Raw genomic sequence first — 16,512 nt, 5'->3', positions numbered from 1 at the left:
CACTTTTCGTACCTCACCGGCACCTTCCGCGCGTCCCGCGCGTTCTCTTTGCGGGTGACAGCAGGCCTGGCAGAGGGCGGACCTCCCGACACGGCCCGGTCCTCGCTTACGATGGCCGTTGCGGTGGGGCCCACCTGCCGTGCCCGCGCCAGTGTCCATAACAAGACCCAGTGCCAGGCCCGATCGGCAAGGAGACCAACCTCAGTGTCCGTCTTCAACAAGCTCATGCGTGCAGGCGAAGGCAAGATCCTGCGCAAACTGCACCGCATCGCGGACCAGGTCAACTCCATCGAAGAGGACTTCGTCAACCTCTCCGACGCCGAGTTGCGGGCTCTCACCGATGAGTACAGGGAGCGGTACGCCGACGGTGAGAGCCTGGACGACCTGCTCCCCGAGGCGTTCGCGACCGTCCGTGAGGCCGCCAAGCGCGTCCTCGGCCAGCGCCACTACGACGTACAGATGATGGGCGGCGCCGCGCTGCACCTCGGGTATGTCGCCGAGATGAAGACCGGAGAGGGCAAGACCCTCGTCGGCACGCTCCCCGCCTACCTCAACGCGCTCTCGGGCGAGGGCGTCCACCTGATCACGGTGAACGACTACCTGGCCGAGCGTGACTCCGAGATGATGGGCCGGGTCCACAAGTTCCTGGGCCTGAGCGTCGGCTGCATCCTCGCCAACATGACGCCGGCTCAGCGCCGCGAACAGTACAACTGCGACATTACGTACGGAACGAACAACGAGTTCGGCTTCGACTACCTCCGCGACAACATGGCGTGGTCCAAGGACGAGCTCGTCCAGCGCGGCCACAACTACGCCATCGTCGACGAGGTCGATTCGATCCTCGTCGACGAGGCCCGTACACCGCTGATCATCTCCGGCCCGGCCGACCAGGCCACCAAGTGGTACGGCGACTTCGCCAAGCTGGTCACGCGCCTGTCCAAGGGCGAGGCGGGCAACCCCCTCAAGGGCATCGAGGAGACCGGCGACTACGAAGTCGACGAGAAGAAGCGGACCGTCGCCATCCATGAGCCGGGTGTCGCCAAGGTCGAGGACTGGCTGGGCATCGACAACCTCTACGAGTCGGTGAACACCCCGCTCGTCGGTTATCTGAACAACGCCATCAAGGCCAAGGAACTGTTCAAGAAGGACAAGGACTACGTCGTCATCGACGGCGAAGTCATGATCGTCGACGAGCACACCGGCCGTATCCTCGCCGGCCGCCGCTACAACGAGGGCATGCACCAGGCGATCGAGGCGAAGGAAGGGGTGGACATCAAGGACGAGAACCAGACCCTCGCCACGATCACCCTGCAGAACTTCTTCCGCCTCTACGGCAAGCTCTCCGGCATGACCGGTACGGCCATGACCGAGGCCGCCGAGTTCCACCAGATCTACAAGCTGGGCGTCGTGCCGATCCCGACGAACAAGCCGATGGTCCGCAAGGACCAGTCCGACCTGATCTACCGGACCGAGGTCGCCAAGTTCGCCGCCGTCGTCGACGACATCGCCGAGAAGCACGAGAAGGGCCAGCCGATCCTGGTCGGCACGACCTCGGTCGAGAAGTCCGAGTACCTCTCGCAGCAGCTCAACAAGCGCGGCATCCAGCACGAGGTCCTCAACGCCAAGCAGCACGACCGGGAGGCGACGATCGTCGCCCAGGCCGGACGCAAGGGCGCGGTCACGGTCGCGACGAACATGGCCGGCCGTGGTACGGACATCAAGCTCGGCGGCAACCCCGACGACCTCGCCGAGGCGGAGCTGCGCCAGCGCGGCCTGGACCCGGTCGAGCACGTCGAGGAGTGGGCCGCGGCCCTGCCCGCCGCGCTGGAGCGCGCCGAGGCGGCCGTCAAGGCCGAGCACGACGAGGTGACCGACATCGGCGGGCTCTATGTGCTGGGCACCGAGCGGCACGAGTCGCGGCGTATCGACAACCAGCTGCGCGGTCGTTCCGGCCGTCAGGGCGACCCGGGCGAGTCCCGTTTCTACCTGTCCCTCGGCGATGACCTGATGCGTCTTTTCAAGGCGCAGATGGTCGAGCGCGTGATGTCGATGGCGAACGTCCCCGACGACGTTCCGATCGAGAACAAGATGGTCACACGCGCGATCGCGTCGGCGCAGTCGCAGGTGGAGCAGCAGAACTTCGAGACGCGCAAGAACGTCCTGAAGTACGACGAGGTCCTCAACCGCCAGCGTGAGGTCATCTACGGCGAGCGCCGCCGCGTCCTGGAGGGCGAGGACCTGCACGAGCAGGTGCGCCACTTCATGGACGACACCATCGACGCGTACATCCAGGCGGAGACCGTAGAGGGCTTCGCCGAGGAGTGGGACCTGGACCGGCTGTGGGGCGCGTTCAAGCAGCTCTACCCGGTGAAGATCACCGTCGAGGAGCTGGAGGACGCGGCCGGCGACCGCGCGGGGATCACCGCCGAGTTCATCGCCGAGTCCATCAAGGACGACGTCCACGAGCAGTACGACGAGCGTGAGAAGCAGCTCGGCTCGGACATCATGCGTGAGCTGGAGCGGCGCGTGGTGCTGTCCGTACTGGACCGCAAGTGGCGCGAGCACCTCTACGAGATGGACTACCTCCAGGAGGGCATCGGCCTGCGCGCGATGGCCCAGAAGGACCCGCTCGTGGAGTACCAGCGCGAGGGCTTCGACATGTTCACCGCCATGATGGAGGGCATCAAGGAGGAGTCCGTCGGCTATCTGTTCAACCTGGAGGTCCAGGTCGAGCAGCAGGTCGAGGAGGTCCCGGTGCAGGACGCGGCTCCTTCGCTGGCCAAGGAGGACGCCGTGCCGGCGGGAGCCTCCCGTCCGGAGATCCGCGCGAAGGGGCTCGATGCCCCGCAGCGGCCGGACCGGCTGCACTTCTCGGCGCCGAAGGTGGACGGCGAGGGCGGCATCGTCGAGGGCGACTTCATCAGCGACGACGGTCAGGCCCGTTCGGACGGGGACGGCCTGACGCGGGCGGAGCGCCGGAAGGCCCAGAAGGGCGCCGGGCGCCGCCGCAAGAAGTAACTCGCTGCGCCTGACTCTTGCCAGCGGCCGGGGCCGGACACCGATTGCGGTGTCCGGCCCCGGCCGTTTCGCTGACGGGCTCGCGTTCGCTCAAGGAATCGAGGCCGCACGACCCAGGCCCAGGCGCCGGGCACCGGCCCAGGCACCGGCTGGTGGGGTTCAAGCGCGGGACATCTTCGACGGCATCGAGTCCGGGCCGGGACGGCTCGCCACGGTCCTGGACTTCCTCCGAACGGCCCGGCAGGTGCAGGAGGGACCAAAGGCGGCCCCGCTCGGCGCGCAGGCGCCTGAGCGGACCGCCTGCGGCTTCCTGTGGTCGGCACATCCGCCGGGCTACCGGCCGCCGGATGTGCCGACGCGTTCCCCGCCGAGTTCCACCGCGGCGCAGCGCCAGCGCTGGTCCGCGCCCTGTTCCAGGCGAAAGGCCATCGCGCTGACCCGGTCGCCGGAGCCGATCCTGGCGAAGGCCTCGATCACCCCGGGGCCGGGGTGGTACTCCCCGCAGTGCCGTACGACGGGCGTGACCCGCTCCGCCGGACGCAACGGGGCTCCCGGGGCGAGCCGCACGAGCTGTTCGTACGCCTCTCCGATGGTGTGCCCGAGCATCCAGTGCACCGGCCGCCGGCCGCTGAGCACCGCGAGAAGGCGGTCGGCGAACCAGTAGTGCGGCTGGTGCTGCCGTCGTGCGCGTGCCATCGCGGTTGCCGCCACCGTGGCGGGACGGCGCTGGTCGTGCCGCCCCGCGGGCCTCGTCCTGTTGATGCTCATGCAGATCGCCCCCGATATGCCGGGCCCGGTGCGATACCGGGCGGTAACTTTGTTGGTGACCTTCTACGGGGCGGGCTCGGCGGACCGCAATGCGCGGTCGCCTTGCGGCGACAGGAGCCACAGTTCACCTATCAGGGTGACGAGGGCCCGCCGCAGGCGGTTGTGAGCCGGTGCGCGGTACGTCTCCGGTGGACGGTGCGCGGGGCCCGGGGCAGCAGCCCGAAGGGGGACCTCGGACGGACCTCGCACGTATCCTGAGGGCGTTTCCGACTACGAAAGCGGTCAGCCATGCGCGTCTACGTCCCCCTGACCCTCCCCGGTCTCGCAGAGGCGCACAAGACGGGCGAACTCGGCCCCGGGCCGCTGACCGCGTATGCCGTCACGCCGGGACTGCGCGAGTGGTACGTCTCCGACGACATCGAGGAACTGGAGTACGCCGCGCTGAACCGCGCCGCGGCCGCCTCGCTGCGACTGCTCGCCGGTGACCCGGAGGCGGTCAGACGCCGGGTCGTCGTCGCGGTCGACGTACGGGACCAGGACGCGGTCGCCGATCCCGACGGGGCGCTCGTGGTGAGTGCACTCGGCGAGGTGCGGGTCGCCACCGCGGTGCCGCTGTCCAAGGCGGCGGCGGTGCATGTGGACGCGGACGACGCGATCGGTGACGTGGCGGCCGCGGCGGACGCCCTGGGGGCCGCGGACCAGGGCGACGACGACGCTCAGTTCACGGTGGACGGGGCGGAGGACCACGAGCTGCTCTGGTACGGGGTGCAGGAGATCCCGAACCTCATCGGCTGACGCGACGAAGGCCGCTGCGCGGCAGGCTGTCAGACCCGGCCGGTACCTTTTTCGTATGGGGAAGCACAACACGCATCTGGTCTGGGACTGGAACGGCACACTGCTCGACGACATCACGGCTGTCATCGGGGCGACCAACGCCGCCTTCGAGGAGATCGGCCTGGAGCCGATAACGCTCGAGCGCTACCGCCAGATGTACTGCGTGCCGATTCCCCTGTTCTACGAGAGGCTCATGGGACGGCTTCCGTCGGACGCGGAGTGGGAGGTCATGGACGAGGCCTTCCATCGCCATTACAGCGAGCACCGGATCGGGTGTCTGCTGACCGAGGGTGTCGAGGAGCTGCTCCACGAGTGGAGGCTGGCCGGCCGCAGCCAGTCGCTGCTGAGTATGTACGTGCACGAGGAGCTGGTCCCGGTCGTACGGGGCTATGGCATCGAGGACCACTTCATACGAGTGGACGGGCGGACCGGGCCGTCCGGCGGCACGAAGGCGCTGCACATGGAGCGCCACCTCGCGGCGCTCGGCGGCTTCGCGGCACCGGACCGGACCGTGGTGATAGGTGACGCGGTCGACGACGCGGTGGCGGCGGCGCACGTGGGGGCGCGGGCGGTGCTGTACACCGGGGGGTCGCACAGCAGGGCGAGCCTGGAGTCGGCGGGGGTGCCGGTGGTGGACAGCCTCGCGGAGGCGGTGGAGGTGGCGACGCGGCTGGTGGCGTGAGGGGTCGGTTCGCCCGAGGCCGGCCTGTTCCCCACCCCGGCGGGGTGGCCGAGGCCGGCGCGGCGTCCGGGTGCCCGAACCGGGCGCGGCCCATACCCCGAGGGGCTGGGCCGCCCCGTCACGGCCCTACGTCACCGGCGCCTTCGCCCGCAGCACGGTGAGGAACTCCCGCATCCACGCCGAGTGATCCGGCCACGCCCTCGACGACACCAGAGTGCCGTCGACGACCGCCTCCGTGTCCTGGAAGCTGGCACCCGCTGCCTGCATGTCCAGTTCCAGCGCGGGATAGGCCGTGACCCTGCGGCCCTCCAGGCTGCCGATCGCCGCCGTCAGCAGCGGGCCGTGGCAGATCTGGGCCACGGGCTTGTCCGCGTCGAAGAAGGACTTCAGAATCTTGCGGAGCTCGGGATCGTTGCGCAGGTACTCCGGGGCGCGGCCGCCCGGGATCACCACCGCTTCGTACTGTCCGGGCTCGACCTCCGAGAAGGCCAGGTCCGCCGGCCAGGTGTAGCCCGGCTTCTCGGTGTAGGTGTCGAAACCAGGCTCGAAGTCGTGCACGACGAACTGTAGTTTTTTGCGGGCGGGGGCCGCGATATGGACCTCGTACCCCTCTTCCCGCAGCCGCTGATACGGGTAGAGGACTTCGAGGGACTCGGCCGCATCGCCGGTGACGATAAGGATCTTCGGTGTCATGGCTGCTCCCGGTGTCGGGCTGTCGACGGTGCCCCTGCCGTCGGTGCAGGGCGGCGTCGCTCGCGCTGGCGCCGTGTCGTCACCGCCAACGTGCACCGCGGCGGGCTGTTTGCCAAGAGAGGCCCTGTGTCGCTGTCCAGACTGTCAAACTTCCGGCCCCGCTTTTGTACACATACGGCTCATGACGGGTCGGGGGGGCGGGGCGATAGCCTTGACCCGTGATCAGCGCTATATGCCGTGGGGGCAGCGAAGCCCCCGGCCAGCGCCCGGAGCGCCACAGCGTCCGGGCGATCGTTGATCATCCTGTTCCGGCCCCGCCGCCAACTGTGGCCAATTACGGCTCGGACATCTCTCATCGCGGCATAGCGTCGACTCCGACCGGACACCCCGCGTCGAGGCGTTGCGTCGCTTCTTCCACCTACGTCACGCAACGGCGCGCGACAGGAGCCAGAGGACATGCAGACCAAGCTGGACGAAGCCAAGGCCGAGCTGCTCGAACGGGCTGCCCGGGTCGCTGAGCACAGCCCGGTCGGGGGGCACCTTCCGACTGGGGCGGAGCACGGAAAGAGCCCGGACCAGGACACCGTTCTCCGGTACCTCCAGCGCTATTACCTGCACACCGCTCCGGAGGACCTGGCCGACCGGGACCCGGTCGACGTTTTCGGCGCGGCACTTTCCCACTACCGGCTCGCCGAGAACCGTCCCCAGGGGACGGCCAATGTGCGGGTCCACACCCCGACCGTCGAGGAGAACGGCTGGACCTGCAGCCACTCCGTGGTCGAGGTCGTCACCGACGACATGCCCTTCCTCGTCGACTCGGTCACCAATGAGCTCTCCCGCCAGGGCCGCGGCATCCACGTCGTGATCCACCCGCAGGTCACGGTCCGCCGGGACGTCACCGGCAAGCTCATCGAGGTTCTGCCGATCGAGGCGAACGGCGGGGACCTGGCGCACGACGCGGTCCGCGAGTCCTGGATCCATGTCGAGATCGACCGCGAGACCGACCGGTCCGACCTCAAGCAGATCACCGCCGATCTGCTGCGGGTTCTCTCGGACGTCCGGGAGACCGTCGAGGACTGGGAGAAGATGCGAGACGCCGCGCTGCGCATCGCCGAAGAGCTGCCCAGCGAGCCGACCGCCAACGATCTGCGGGACCAGGAGGTCGAGGAGGCACGGGAGCTGCTGCGCTGGCTCTCCGCCGACCACTTCACCTTCCTCGGCTACCGGGAGTACGAACTCACCGAGACCGACGCCCTGGCCGCCGTGCCCGGCACCGGCCTCGGCATTCTGCGCTCCGACCCCCAGCACAGCACCGACGAGGCGCACCCCGTCAGCCCCTCCTTCAGCAGGCTGCCCGCCGACGCCCGCGCCAAGGCCCGCGAGCACAAGCTGCTCGTGCTGACGAAGGCCAACAGCCGCTCGACCGTGCACCGGCCCTCCTACCTCGACTACATCGGGGTGAAGCGGTTCGACGCCGAGGGCAATGTCATCGGTGAGCGCCGCTTCCTCGGCCTGTTCTCCTCCGCCGCGTACACCGAGTCCGTGCGCCGCGTGCCGGTCATCCGCCGCAAGGTCCAGGAAGTCCTCGAAGGCGCGGGCTTCGCGCCCAACAGCCACGACGGCCGTGACCTGCTGCAGATCCTGGAGACCTACCCGCGCGACGAGCTGTTCCAGACCCCGGTCGACCAGCTGCGTTCCATCGTCACGTCCGTCCTCTACCTCCAGGAGCGCCGCAGGCTGCGGCTGTACCTGCGCCAGGACGAGTACGGCCGCTACTACTCGGCCCTCGTCTACCTGCCGCGCGACCGGTTCACCACCGATGTACGGCTGCGCCTGACCGACATCCTGCTGGAGGAGCTGAACGGCCGCCCGCCGGTCGACTTCACCGCCCTGCACACCGAATCGGTGCTGTCCCGGCTGCACTTCGTCATCCGTGTCCAGCCCGGCACCGACCTCCCCGACCTCACCGATGCCGACAAGGACCGCATCGAGGCCCGGCTCGTCGAGGCCGCCCGCTCCTGGGCCGACGGCTTCGCCGAGGCGCTCAACGCCGAGTGCGGCGAGGAGCGAGCCGCCGAGCTGCTGCGCCGCTACGGCCACGCCTTCCCCGAGGGCTACAAGGCCGACCACTCGCCGCGCGCAGCCGTCGCCGACCTGGTCCATGTCGAGCAACTGACCCACTCCGGCAAGGATTTCGCACTCTCCCTGTACGAGCCGGTCGGCGCGGGCCCCGGCGAGCGCCGCTTCAAGATCTACCGCACGGGTGAGCAGGTCTCGCTCTCCGCCGTACTGCCGGTCCTCAACCGGCTCGGCGTCGAAGTCGTCGACGAGCGTCCCTACGAGCTGCGCTGCTCGGACCGTACGAACGCGTGGATCTACGACTTCGGTCTGCGCATGCCCCTGGCCACCGGCAACGGCGACTATCTGGCCGACGATGCCCGCGAACGCTTCCAGGAGGCCTTCTCGGCCGTCTGGACCGGCGAGGCGGAGAACGACGGCTTCAACTCCCTCGTGCTGCGCGCCGGTCTGAGCTGGCGGCAGGCGATGGTGCTGCGCGCGTACGCCAAGTACCTGCGCCAGGCCGGTGCGACCTTCAGCCAGGACTACATGGAGGACACCCTCTGCACCAATGTCCACACCACGCGGCTGCTGGTCTCCCTCTTCGAGGCCCGGATGTCCCCCGACCGCCAGCGCGGCGGCATCGAGCTGACCGACGCTCTGCTGGAGGAGCTCGACGGCGCGCTCGACCAGGTCGCGAGCCTGGACGAGGACCGCATCCTGCGGTCGTTCCTCACTCTCATCAAGGCCACGCTGAGGACGAACTTCTTCCAGGAGGCGGCGGGCGGCGGGCACCACGGCTATGTGTCGATGAAGTTCGACCCGCAGGCCGTTCCGGATCTGCCGGCGCCCCGCCCGGCGTACGAGATCTGGGTCTACTCCCCCCGTGTCGAGGGAGTGCACCTGCGCTTCGGCAAGGTCGCGCGCGGCGGTCTGCGCTGGTCCGACCGGCGTGAGGACTTCCGTACGGAGATCCTGGGCCTGGTCAAGGCGCAGATGGTCAAGAACACCGTGATCGTGCCGGTCGGCGCCAAGGGCGGCTTCGTCGCCAAGCAGCTGCCGGACCCCTCGGTGGACCGGGACGCGTGGCTGGCCGAGGGCATCGCCTCCTACAAGGTGTTCATCTCGGCGCTGCTCGACATCACGGACAACCTGGTGGCAGGCGAGGTCGTGCCGCCCGCCGAGGTCGTACGTCACGACGAGGACGACACCTACCTCGTCGTCGCGGCCGACAAGGGCACCGCGACCTTCTCCGACATCGCCAACGAGGTCGCCCTCGCTTACAACTTCTGGCTCGGCGACGCCTTCGCCTCGGGCGGCTCCGCCGGATACGACCACAAGGCCATGGGCATCACCGCCCGGGGCGCCTGGGAGTCGGTCAAGCGGCACTTCCGCGGGCTCGGCCACGACACCCAGACCCAGGACTTCACGGTCGTAGGTGTGGGCGACATGTCCGGTGACGTGTTCGGCAACGGCATGCTGCTCTCCGAGCACATCCGCCTCGTCGCGGCCTTCGACCACCGGCACATCTTCATCGACCCGAACCCGGACGCGGCCACCTCGTACGCCGAGCGCCGCCGGCTCTTCGAGCTGCCCCGCTCCTCCTGGGCCGACTACGACAAGGAGCTGCTGTCGGCCGGCGGCGGCATCCACCCGCGTACGGCCAAGTCGATCCCGGTCAACGCGCACATGCGCGCGGCCCTCGGCATCGAGGCGGGCATCTCCAAGATGACGCCCGCCGACCTGATGAAGGCGATCCTCAAGGCCCCGGTGGACCTGCTGTGGAACGGCGGCATCGGTACGTACGTCAAGGCCTCCTCGGAGTCCAACGCGGACGTCGGTGACAAGGCCAACGACGCGATCCGCGTCAACGGCGAGGACCTGCGGGTCAACGTCGTCGGCGAGGGCGGCAACCTGGGTCTGACCCAGCTGGGCCGGATCGAGTTCGACCGCAGCGGCGGCAAGATCAACACCGACGCCATCGACAACAGCGCGGGCGTGGACACCTCCGACCACGAGGTGAACATCAAGATCCTGCTCAACGCCCTGGTGTCGGAAGGCGACCTGACCGTCAAGCAGCGCAACAAGCTGCTCGCCGAGATGACCGACGAGGTGGGAGCGCTGGTCCTGCGCAACAACTACGCGCAGAACGTCGCCCTCGCCAACGCCGTCGCCCAGTCGCCCTCCCTGCTCCACGCCCACCAGCGCTTCATGCGGCGCCTGGGCCGGGACGGGCACCTGGACCGGGCCCTGGAGTTCCTGCCGAATGACCGGCAGATCCGTGAGCTGCTCAACGCCGGCAAGGGGCTCAGCCAGCCCGAACTGGCCGTGCTGCTCGCTTACACCAAGATCACGGTCGCGGACGAGCTGATCGGGACCGGGCTGCCGGACGACCCGTACCTGCGCCGGCTGCTGCACGCGTACTTCCCGCAGGCCCTGCGCGAGAAGTTCCCCGAGGCGATCGACGGGCACGCGCTGCGCCGGGAGATCGTCACGACGGTGCTGGTCAACGACACGGTGAACACCGGTGGTTCGACCTTCCTGCACCGGCTGCGCGAAGAGACGGGCGCGTCCATCGAGGAGGTCGTGCGGGCACAGACCGCGGCCCGCGAGATCTTCGGACTCGGCGCGGTGTGGGACGCGGTCGAGGCGATGGACAACAAGGTCGCGGCCTCCGTCCAGACCCGTATCCGGCTGCACTCGCGCCGCCTCGTCGAGCGCGGCACCCGCTGGCTGCTGGGCAACCGGCCGCAGCCGCTGGAACTCGCCGACACCATCGGCTTCTTCGCCGAGCGCGTGGAGCAGGTCTGGGCCGAGCTGGCGAAGATGCTGCGGGGCGCGGACCTGGAGTGGTACCAGAGCATTCTCGAAGAGCTCACCGAGGAGGGCGTCCCCGAGGAGCTCGCGCTGCGGGTCGCCGGGTTCTCCTCCGCCTTCCCGACGCTCGACATCGTCGCGATCGCGGACCGCACCAAGAAGGAGCCGATGGCGGTCGCCGAGGTGTACTACGACCTCGCGGACCGGCTGCAGATCACCCAGCTGATGGACCGGATCATCGAGCTGCCGCGGGCCGACCGCTGGCAGTCGATGGCCCGTGCCTCCATCCGCGAGGACCTGTATGCGGCGCATGCCGCGCTGACGGCGGACGTGCTGACCGTCGGCAACGGCACCTCGACGCCCGAGGAGCGGTTCAGGGACTGGGAGCAGAAGAACGCGTCGATCCTGGCCCGGGCGCGTACGACGCTGGAGGAGATCCAGGGCTCGGACACGTTCGACCTGGCGAATCTGTCGGTCGCGATGCGGACGATGCGGCAGCTGCTGCGGACGCACAGCTGACACAGATGCCCAGCTGACAGGGCGGTGAGTCGGCGCCCGGCACCGCATCGGTGCCGGGCGCCTTCGCCTTCAGTCCCCTGCGTCGCGTCCCGCCCGCCCGCGCAGCGCGACCGCGGGACCTGTCCCGCCGCGGTGGCGGCCCACAGCGCAGCCCGAGCATTCCGAGGCGGGTGGCCGCCCAGACCGCGGCGAGCGCGGCGCCGCGGTCGGTCCGCAAACGGGAGCGGGAGGTGCCGAGGAGGGTGAACCCCGGCACCGAGGAGAAGCCGGAGGAGGACGGGGGCGGCCCGGTCCGATGGGTCGTCATTGACCAGAAGCTTAGGGCGTATTGGGCCATTCTTGGCTATTTGGTGTTGTTGTACTTCTCGTACGCGGCAACGACCTCCGCCGCCGGACCGTCCATCAGCATCCGTCCTGCCTCCAGCCAGATCGCCCGGTCGCAGGTCTGGGTGATCGCGCCGTTGCTGTGGCTGACCAGAAAGACCGTGCCGGCCTCCTCGCGCAGCTCCGTGATGCGTTCCTGGCTGCGGCGCTGGAACTTGGCGTCGCCGGTGGACAGGGCCTCGTCGATGAGCAGCACGTCGTGGCTCTTGGCCGCGGCGATCGAGAAGCGGAGCCGGGCGCCCATACCGGAGGAGTACGTTCGCATGGGGAGCGAGATGAAGTCGCCCTTCTCGTTGATCCCGGAGAAGTCCACGATCTGCTCGTACCGCTCCTGGATCTGCTCCCGGGTCATGCCCATCGCCAGACCGCCGAGGATGACGTTGCGCTCACCGGTCAGATCGCCCATCAGCGCGGCGTTCACGCCGAGGAGGGAGGGCTGGCCCTGGGTGAAGACCCTGCCCTCGGTTGCCGGCAGCAGGCCCGCGATCGCTTTCAGCAGCGTCGACTTGCCGGAGCCGTTGGAGCCGATCAGACCGACCGCTTCGCCCTTGTACGCCGCGAAGCTGACGCCCTTGACGGCGTGCACCTCGCGGACGCCGGAGGACTTCTTGCGCGAGACGATCCGGCTGAGGGCGGAGGTGGCGCTGCCCTTGCCGCCGCGGGCGCCGTGGACCGTGTACTTGATGTGGACGTTGTCGACGACCACGGTCGGGACCCGGTCGTCGCTCAACCGCGTGTCCTCGGGTGCGGGGATTACCTGGGAGTCAGACACGGCCGTACTCCTCCTCTGCCTTCCAGAAGTAGATGAACCCGCCCACTCCGAACAGGAGCGCCCAGCCGAGGGCAACGGCCCAGACGTGCGGGGGCAGTTGGGCGGAGGTGTAGCTCTCGATGAGTGCGAACCGCATCAGGTCGATGAAGACGGCGGCTGGATTGCACTCCAGGGCGACCATGACGACATGCGGCAGGTGCTCGCCCTTGAGGACCTGTTTGATGCTCCACATCACGCCGGAGACATACATCCAGGTGCGCAGGATGAAGGGCATCAGCTGGGCGATGTCGGGGGTCCTGGCGCACAGCCGCGCCATGATCATCGAGAGGCCGGTGTTGAAGACGGCCTGCAGGATCAGGGCAGGGACTGCCAGCAGCCAGGTGAGCTTGGGGAACTCCCCGAAGCACATCAGGATCATGACCAGCGCGCCCATGGAGAACAGCAGCTGCTGGAGCTGGAGCAGGACGTAGGAGATGGGCAGGGTGGCGCGCGGGAAGTGCAGCGCCTGCACCAGGCCCATGTTGCCGCGGATGGCGCCGCTGCCGGTCATGATCGAGCTGGACGTGAAGGTCCAGATGAAGACTCCCGTGACCAGGAACGGTACGAAGTCGGGGACGCCGCGGCTGGTCTGGAGAAGGATGCCGAAGATGAAGTAGTAGACCGCCGCGTTCAGCAGCGGGGTCATGATCTGCCAGACCTGGCCGAGCTTGGCGCGGCTGTACTGCGCGGTGAGGCGGGCGGTGGCGAATGCGCCGATGAAGTGGCGCCGTGACCAGAGCTGCCGGATGTACTCGGGCAGCGTCGGCCGGGCACCGCTGACGGTCAGCCCGTGCCTGAGGGCGAGCTCACCGAAATCCTCCACGAAGGGGGGAGTGGCAATCGTCTGGGTGCTCACAGGGCGGCCACTTTCGACGGGGGCAGGGTGAACGCTGGCGATGGGACGGACCCGTATCGTCGCTACGGTGAGAGTAGGGCGGTATGACGTCGCAACGCAACCGTGTCGTCGTGACGGTAGGATCCGGGCATGACCACGGACCCTGGGACCCCACGCCGCGCCCCCGCGGGAGCCGCAGTGCTCCGGGAGGACGTGACCGACGCGATTCGCGCCGCCGTCTTCGAGGAACTGGCGGCGGTCGGCTTCGCCCGGATGTCGATCGAGGGCATCGCCCGGCGCGCGGGAGTCGGCAAGACCGCCGTCTACCGGCGCTGGAAGTCCAAGCTGTCGCTCGTGCTCGACCTGGTCTCGGCCTTCGCTTCGCAGGGGCTTCCCGCGCCGGCGACGGGTTCGCTGTACGGAGACGTACGGGCGCTGCTGCAAGTGGCCTCGCACGCCCTGCGCCACCCGGTGGCCTCCCAGGTCATCCCGGACCTGCTGGTGGAGGCCGCGCGCCACCCGGAAATCTCGGACGCGATCAAGGCGGCGCTGCTGGACAGCCAGCAGGGCGTGGCGGCGGTGGTGGTCCGCGAGGCGGTGTCCCGGGGCGAACTCCCCGAGGGAACGGATCCGGACCGGGCGCTGGACCTGATCGTGGGGCCGCTGTACTGGCGGCTCGTGGTGGTGCGGGGCGGCCTGCCGAAGGGGTACCTGGACGAACTGGCGAGGGCGGCGGTGGCGGGGCTCAAGGCCTGACGGCGGCGCGGGGTTCCCTGGCGCGGCCGGGGTTTGAATCCCCGACCCGGCCCTCCCAACCCGAGGGGCTCGGCCCCGGACCAAGCTCCTCACGCGCCGGATGGGCCGAATGTTCCCCCGCGCGTCACTTCACCGCTCCCGCCATCACCCCCGTCACGAACTGCCGCTGGAACGCGAAGAACACCGCAAGCGGGATGATCATCGAGACGAAGGCCCCCGGCGCCAGCACATCGATGTTGTTGCCGAACTGCCTCACCTGGCGCTGCAGCGCCACCGTGATCGGCGCGCTCTCCGAGTCCGCGAAGATCAGGGCGACCAGCATGTCGTTCCAGACCCACAGGAACTGGAAGATGCCCAGTGACGCGATCGCCGGGCCGCCCAGGGGCATCACCACGCGCGTGAACAGGCGGATCTCACCCGCACCGTCCAGCCTTGCCGCCTCCAGCAGTTCCCTCGGGATCTCCGCGAAGAAGTTCCTCAGCAGGAAGATCGCGAACGGTAGCCCGAACGCCACATGGAAGACGATCACGCCGACTGTCGTCTCGAAGATGCCGATCCAGCCGAACAGTTTGGAGACCGGCACCAGCGCGACCTGGACCGGGACCACCAGGAGGGCGACGACCCCAATGAACCACCAGTCGCGGCCGGGGAAGTCCATCCAGGCGAAGGCGTAGCCGGCCAGCGAGCCGATCACCACCACCAGCAGTGTCGCGGGGACGGTGATCAGGACGCTGGACAGCAGGGAGTCGGTGATCGCCTCGTTGTCCAGGAGACGGGAGTAGTTGTCGAAGGTGAGCTGAGTCGGCGCGCTGAACACCTTCCACCAGCCGCTCTCGCCGATGTCCGCGGGCCCCCGCAGCGAGGACAGCAGCAGCCCGAAGGTCGGCAGCAGCCAGAACAGGCCCACCAGGACGAGAAGGGCGCGCATCACGCCGCCGCCCGTGCGCGCCGCGATCCGAGCCGGGAGGGACTGCTTCGCCTTCACCACACCGTCGGCCGTGGTCATCGGCGGGCCTCCCTTCGCATGCGCCGGATGTTGAACAGCATCACCGGGACCACCAGCAGCAACAGGAGTACGGCAATCGCGCTGCCCAGCCCGAGATTCGAGTCCGTGCCGAACGAGGAGCGATAGAGCTGGAGCGCCAGGACGTTGGCGTCGTCCTGCGCGGACCCGGGCGCGATGATGAAGACCAGGTCGAAGATCTTCAGCACATTGATCATCAGAGTGACCAGCACCACCGCGAGTACGGGAGCCAGCAGCGGGACCGTGACCCTGCGGAAGACCTGCCACTCGTTCGCGCCGTCCACCCGCGCGGCTTCGAGCAGTTCACGCGGCACGCTCGCCAGCCCCGCCGCGATCAGCACCATGGCGAAGCCGGCCCACATCCACACATAACTGCCGATGATGGCCGGGGTGACGAGCGAGGGTCCGAGCCAGTTGACGCCGTTGTACGGCTCGCGGAAGTTGTCGGCGGGCAGCCGCAGTTGGGCCCCGTCCGCCGACGCGGGCAGCGTGAACGTACCGTCCGCGCCCGCCTGCGTCGAGGCGACCACCTTGCCGTCCTTGACCGCCTCGACCTTGATGCCCTTGAGGCCCAGCTCCTTCGCGTCGATGGCATTCGTTGTGCCGCCGCCGCCCTTGGTGAAGTCCAGCCAGGCGGTTCCGGTGATCTTCCCGTCGTCCGGCTGCGCCGCCTTCGCGGGCCTCGCGCCGGACGGCATCTTCTCGGCCGCGACACCCACCAGCGGGAGCTGGACCCGCCGGCCAGCGGCCACCGGCTGCTTGGTGACGAACGACCCGCCGCCGCCCTCCTTGAGCGGATGGAGCGCCAGCGGATGCGCCTTGGGGAATCCAGCCGACTCGGCGAAGGTGTCATGCACGCCCACCCAGACCGCGTTGGCGACCCCACGGTCGGGATCCTGCTCGTACACGAGCCGGAAGATGATGCCCGCCGCGAGCATCGAGATCGCCATCGGCATGAAGACGATCAGCTTGAACGCCGTGCCCCAGCGCACCCGTTCGGTGAGCACGGCGAAGATCAGGCCGAGCGCCGTCGAGACGGTCGGCGCGAGGACCACCCAGATCGCGTTGTTCTTGACCGCGGTCAGGATGCTGTCCTCGGTGAAGATCTCCCGGTAGTTGTCGAGCCCGGCGAACGAGCTGCCGGACTGGTCGAGGAAGGACCGGTAGAGGGAATACCCGATGGGGTAGACGACGAGCGCGCCCAGCAGCACCAGCGCGGGCAGCAGAAAGCCGACCGCGACCATTTTACGTGTGCCTGTCACGCTCTTGCGCTTGTCGGCGGGGGGAGCCGGACGCACCGGACCCCCCGCGGT

The 16,512-nt window shown here is 68.8% G+C and carries 11 protein-coding genes; 5 read left to right on the top strand and 6 right to left on the bottom strand.

Going from position 1 to position 16,512, the window contains the following annotated elements; genetic code table 11:
* Nucleotides 1-204 precede the first annotated feature (204 nt).
* Nucleotides 205-3,018 (top strand): preprotein translocase subunit SecA, encoded by a 2,814-nt coding sequence (gene secA, locus FBY35_RS32175; RefSeq protein ID WP_142217445.1) that lies wholly within the window; start codon nt 205-207, stop codon nt 3,016-3,018.
* Nucleotides 3,019-3,351: 333 nt separating this feature from the next.
* Here the strand turns inward: secA and FBY35_RS32170 are convergent, their stop codons facing one another.
* Entirely contained in the window at nt 3,352-3,786 is a 435-nt protein-coding gene (locus FBY35_RS32170) for an Rv3235 family protein (protein ID WP_186357115.1), read from the bottom strand.
* Between the two features lie 288 nt (nt 3,787-4,074).
* On the opposite strand from FBY35_RS32170, the gene FBY35_RS32165 reads away from it, so the two are divergent.
* Nucleotides 4,075-4,581: a DUF6912 family protein gene (locus tag FBY35_RS32165; protein WP_142217443.1), complete on the top strand. Its 507-nt coding sequence runs from the start codon at nt 4,075-4,077 to the stop codon at nt 4,579-4,581.
* Between the two features lie 55 nt (nt 4,582-4,636).
* Nucleotides 4,637-5,302, top strand: coding sequence for an HAD family hydrolase (locus FBY35_RS32160; RefSeq protein WP_142217442.1), 666 nt, complete (start codon nt 4,637-4,639; stop codon nt 5,300-5,302).
* 126 nt (nt 5,303-5,428) lie between these two features.
* On the opposite strand, the gene FBY35_RS32155 is transcribed toward FBY35_RS32160, so the two are convergent.
* On the bottom strand, nt 5,429-5,995 hold the full coding sequence (locus FBY35_RS32155; protein ID WP_142217441.1) for a DJ-1/PfpI family protein: 567 nt from the start codon (nt 5,993-5,995) through the stop codon (nt 5,429-5,431).
* A 456-nt stretch (nt 5,996-6,451) separates the two neighbouring features.
* Between FBY35_RS32155 and FBY35_RS32150 the strand changes: the two genes are divergently transcribed.
* Nucleotides 6,452-11,389, top strand: coding sequence for an NAD-glutamate dehydrogenase (locus FBY35_RS32150; RefSeq protein ID WP_142217440.1), 4,938 nt, complete (start codon nt 6,452-6,454; stop codon nt 11,387-11,389).
* 343 nt (nt 11,390-11,732) lie between these two features.
* Here the strand turns inward: FBY35_RS32150 and FBY35_RS32145 are convergent, their stop codons facing one another.
* Together FBY35_RS32145 and FBY35_RS32140 are read right to left on the bottom strand one after the other, a co-directional pair.
* Complete coding sequence (locus FBY35_RS32145; RefSeq protein WP_399209243.1) at nt 11,733-12,545, bottom strand: ABC transporter ATP-binding protein; 813 nt, start codon at nt 12,543-12,545, stop codon at nt 11,733-11,735.
* Nucleotides 12,538-13,440 (bottom strand): ABC transporter permease, encoded by a 903-nt coding sequence (locus tag FBY35_RS32140; protein WP_142217439.1) that lies wholly within the window; start codon nt 13,438-13,440, stop codon nt 12,538-12,540. Before FBY35_RS32140 ends, FBY35_RS32145 begins: the two co-directional genes overlap by 8 nt.
* A gap of 129 nt (nt 13,441-13,569) precedes the next feature.
* Here FBY35_RS32140 and FBY35_RS32135 point away from each other — a divergent pair, with 129 nt between their 5' ends.
* The gene (locus FBY35_RS32135; protein WP_142217438.1) at nt 13,570-14,175 is read left to right on the top strand and encodes a TetR/AcrR family transcriptional regulator; all 606 of its coding nucleotides are present in this window, start codon (nt 13,570-13,572) and stop codon (nt 14,173-14,175) included.
* A gap of 124 nt (nt 14,176-14,299) precedes the next feature.
* On the opposite strand, the gene FBY35_RS32130 is transcribed toward FBY35_RS32135, so the two are convergent.
* Together FBY35_RS32130 and FBY35_RS32125 are read right to left on the bottom strand one after the other, a co-directional pair.
* Nucleotides 14,300-15,181 carry a carbohydrate ABC transporter permease gene (locus FBY35_RS32130; RefSeq protein WP_142217437.1) on the bottom strand — a complete coding sequence of 294 codons (882 nt, stop codon included), beginning with the start codon at nt 15,179-15,181 and terminating at the stop codon, nt 14,300-14,302.
* Nucleotides 15,178-16,443: a carbohydrate ABC transporter permease gene (locus FBY35_RS32125; protein WP_142218282.1), complete on the bottom strand. Its 1,266-nt coding sequence runs from the start codon at nt 16,441-16,443 to the stop codon at nt 15,178-15,180. Before FBY35_RS32125 ends, FBY35_RS32130 begins: the two co-directional genes overlap by 4 nt.
* Between the last annotated feature and the right edge of the window lie 69 nt (nt 16,444-16,512).

Source organism: Streptomyces sp. SLBN-118, from assembly GCF_006715635.1.
GTDB lineage: Bacteria > Actinomycetota > Actinomycetes > Streptomycetales > Streptomycetaceae > Streptomyces.
Note: the sequence above shows the minus strand (reverse complement) of the source record. Positions and strands in the feature narration are given on the sequence as shown.

What these genes read in the sequence shown, in the direction of transcription:
- FBY35_RS32170 (WP_186357115.1), bottom strand. Translation starts at nt 3,786, where the DNA reads ATGAGCATCAACAGGACGAGGCCCGCGGGGCGGCACGACCAGCGCCGT.
- FBY35_RS32165 (WP_142217443.1), top strand. Translation starts at nt 4,075, where the DNA reads ATGCGCGTCTACGTCCCCCTGACCCTCCCCGGTCTCGCAGAGGCGCAC.
- FBY35_RS32160 (WP_142217442.1), top strand. Translation starts at nt 4,637, where the DNA reads ATGGGGAAGCACAACACGCATCTGGTCTGGGACTGGAACGGCACACTG.
- FBY35_RS32155 (WP_142217441.1), bottom strand. Translation starts at nt 5,995, where the DNA reads ATGACACCGAAGATCCTTATCGTCACCGGCGATGCGGCCGAGTCCCTC.
- FBY35_RS32150 (WP_142217440.1), top strand. Translation starts at nt 6,452, where the DNA reads ATGCAGACCAAGCTGGACGAAGCCAAGGCCGAGCTGCTCGAACGGGCT.
- FBY35_RS32135 (WP_142217438.1), top strand. Translation starts at nt 13,570, where the DNA reads ATGACCACGGACCCTGGGACCCCACGCCGCGCCCCCGCGGGAGCCGCA.
- FBY35_RS32130 (WP_142217437.1), bottom strand. Translation starts at nt 15,181, where the DNA reads ATGACCACGGCCGACGGTGTGGTGAAGGCGAAGCAGTCCCTCCCGGCT.
- FBY35_RS32125 (WP_142218282.1), bottom strand. Translation starts at nt 16,443, where the DNA reads ATGGTCGCGGTCGGCTTTCTGCTGCCCGCGCTGGTGCTGCTGGGCGCG.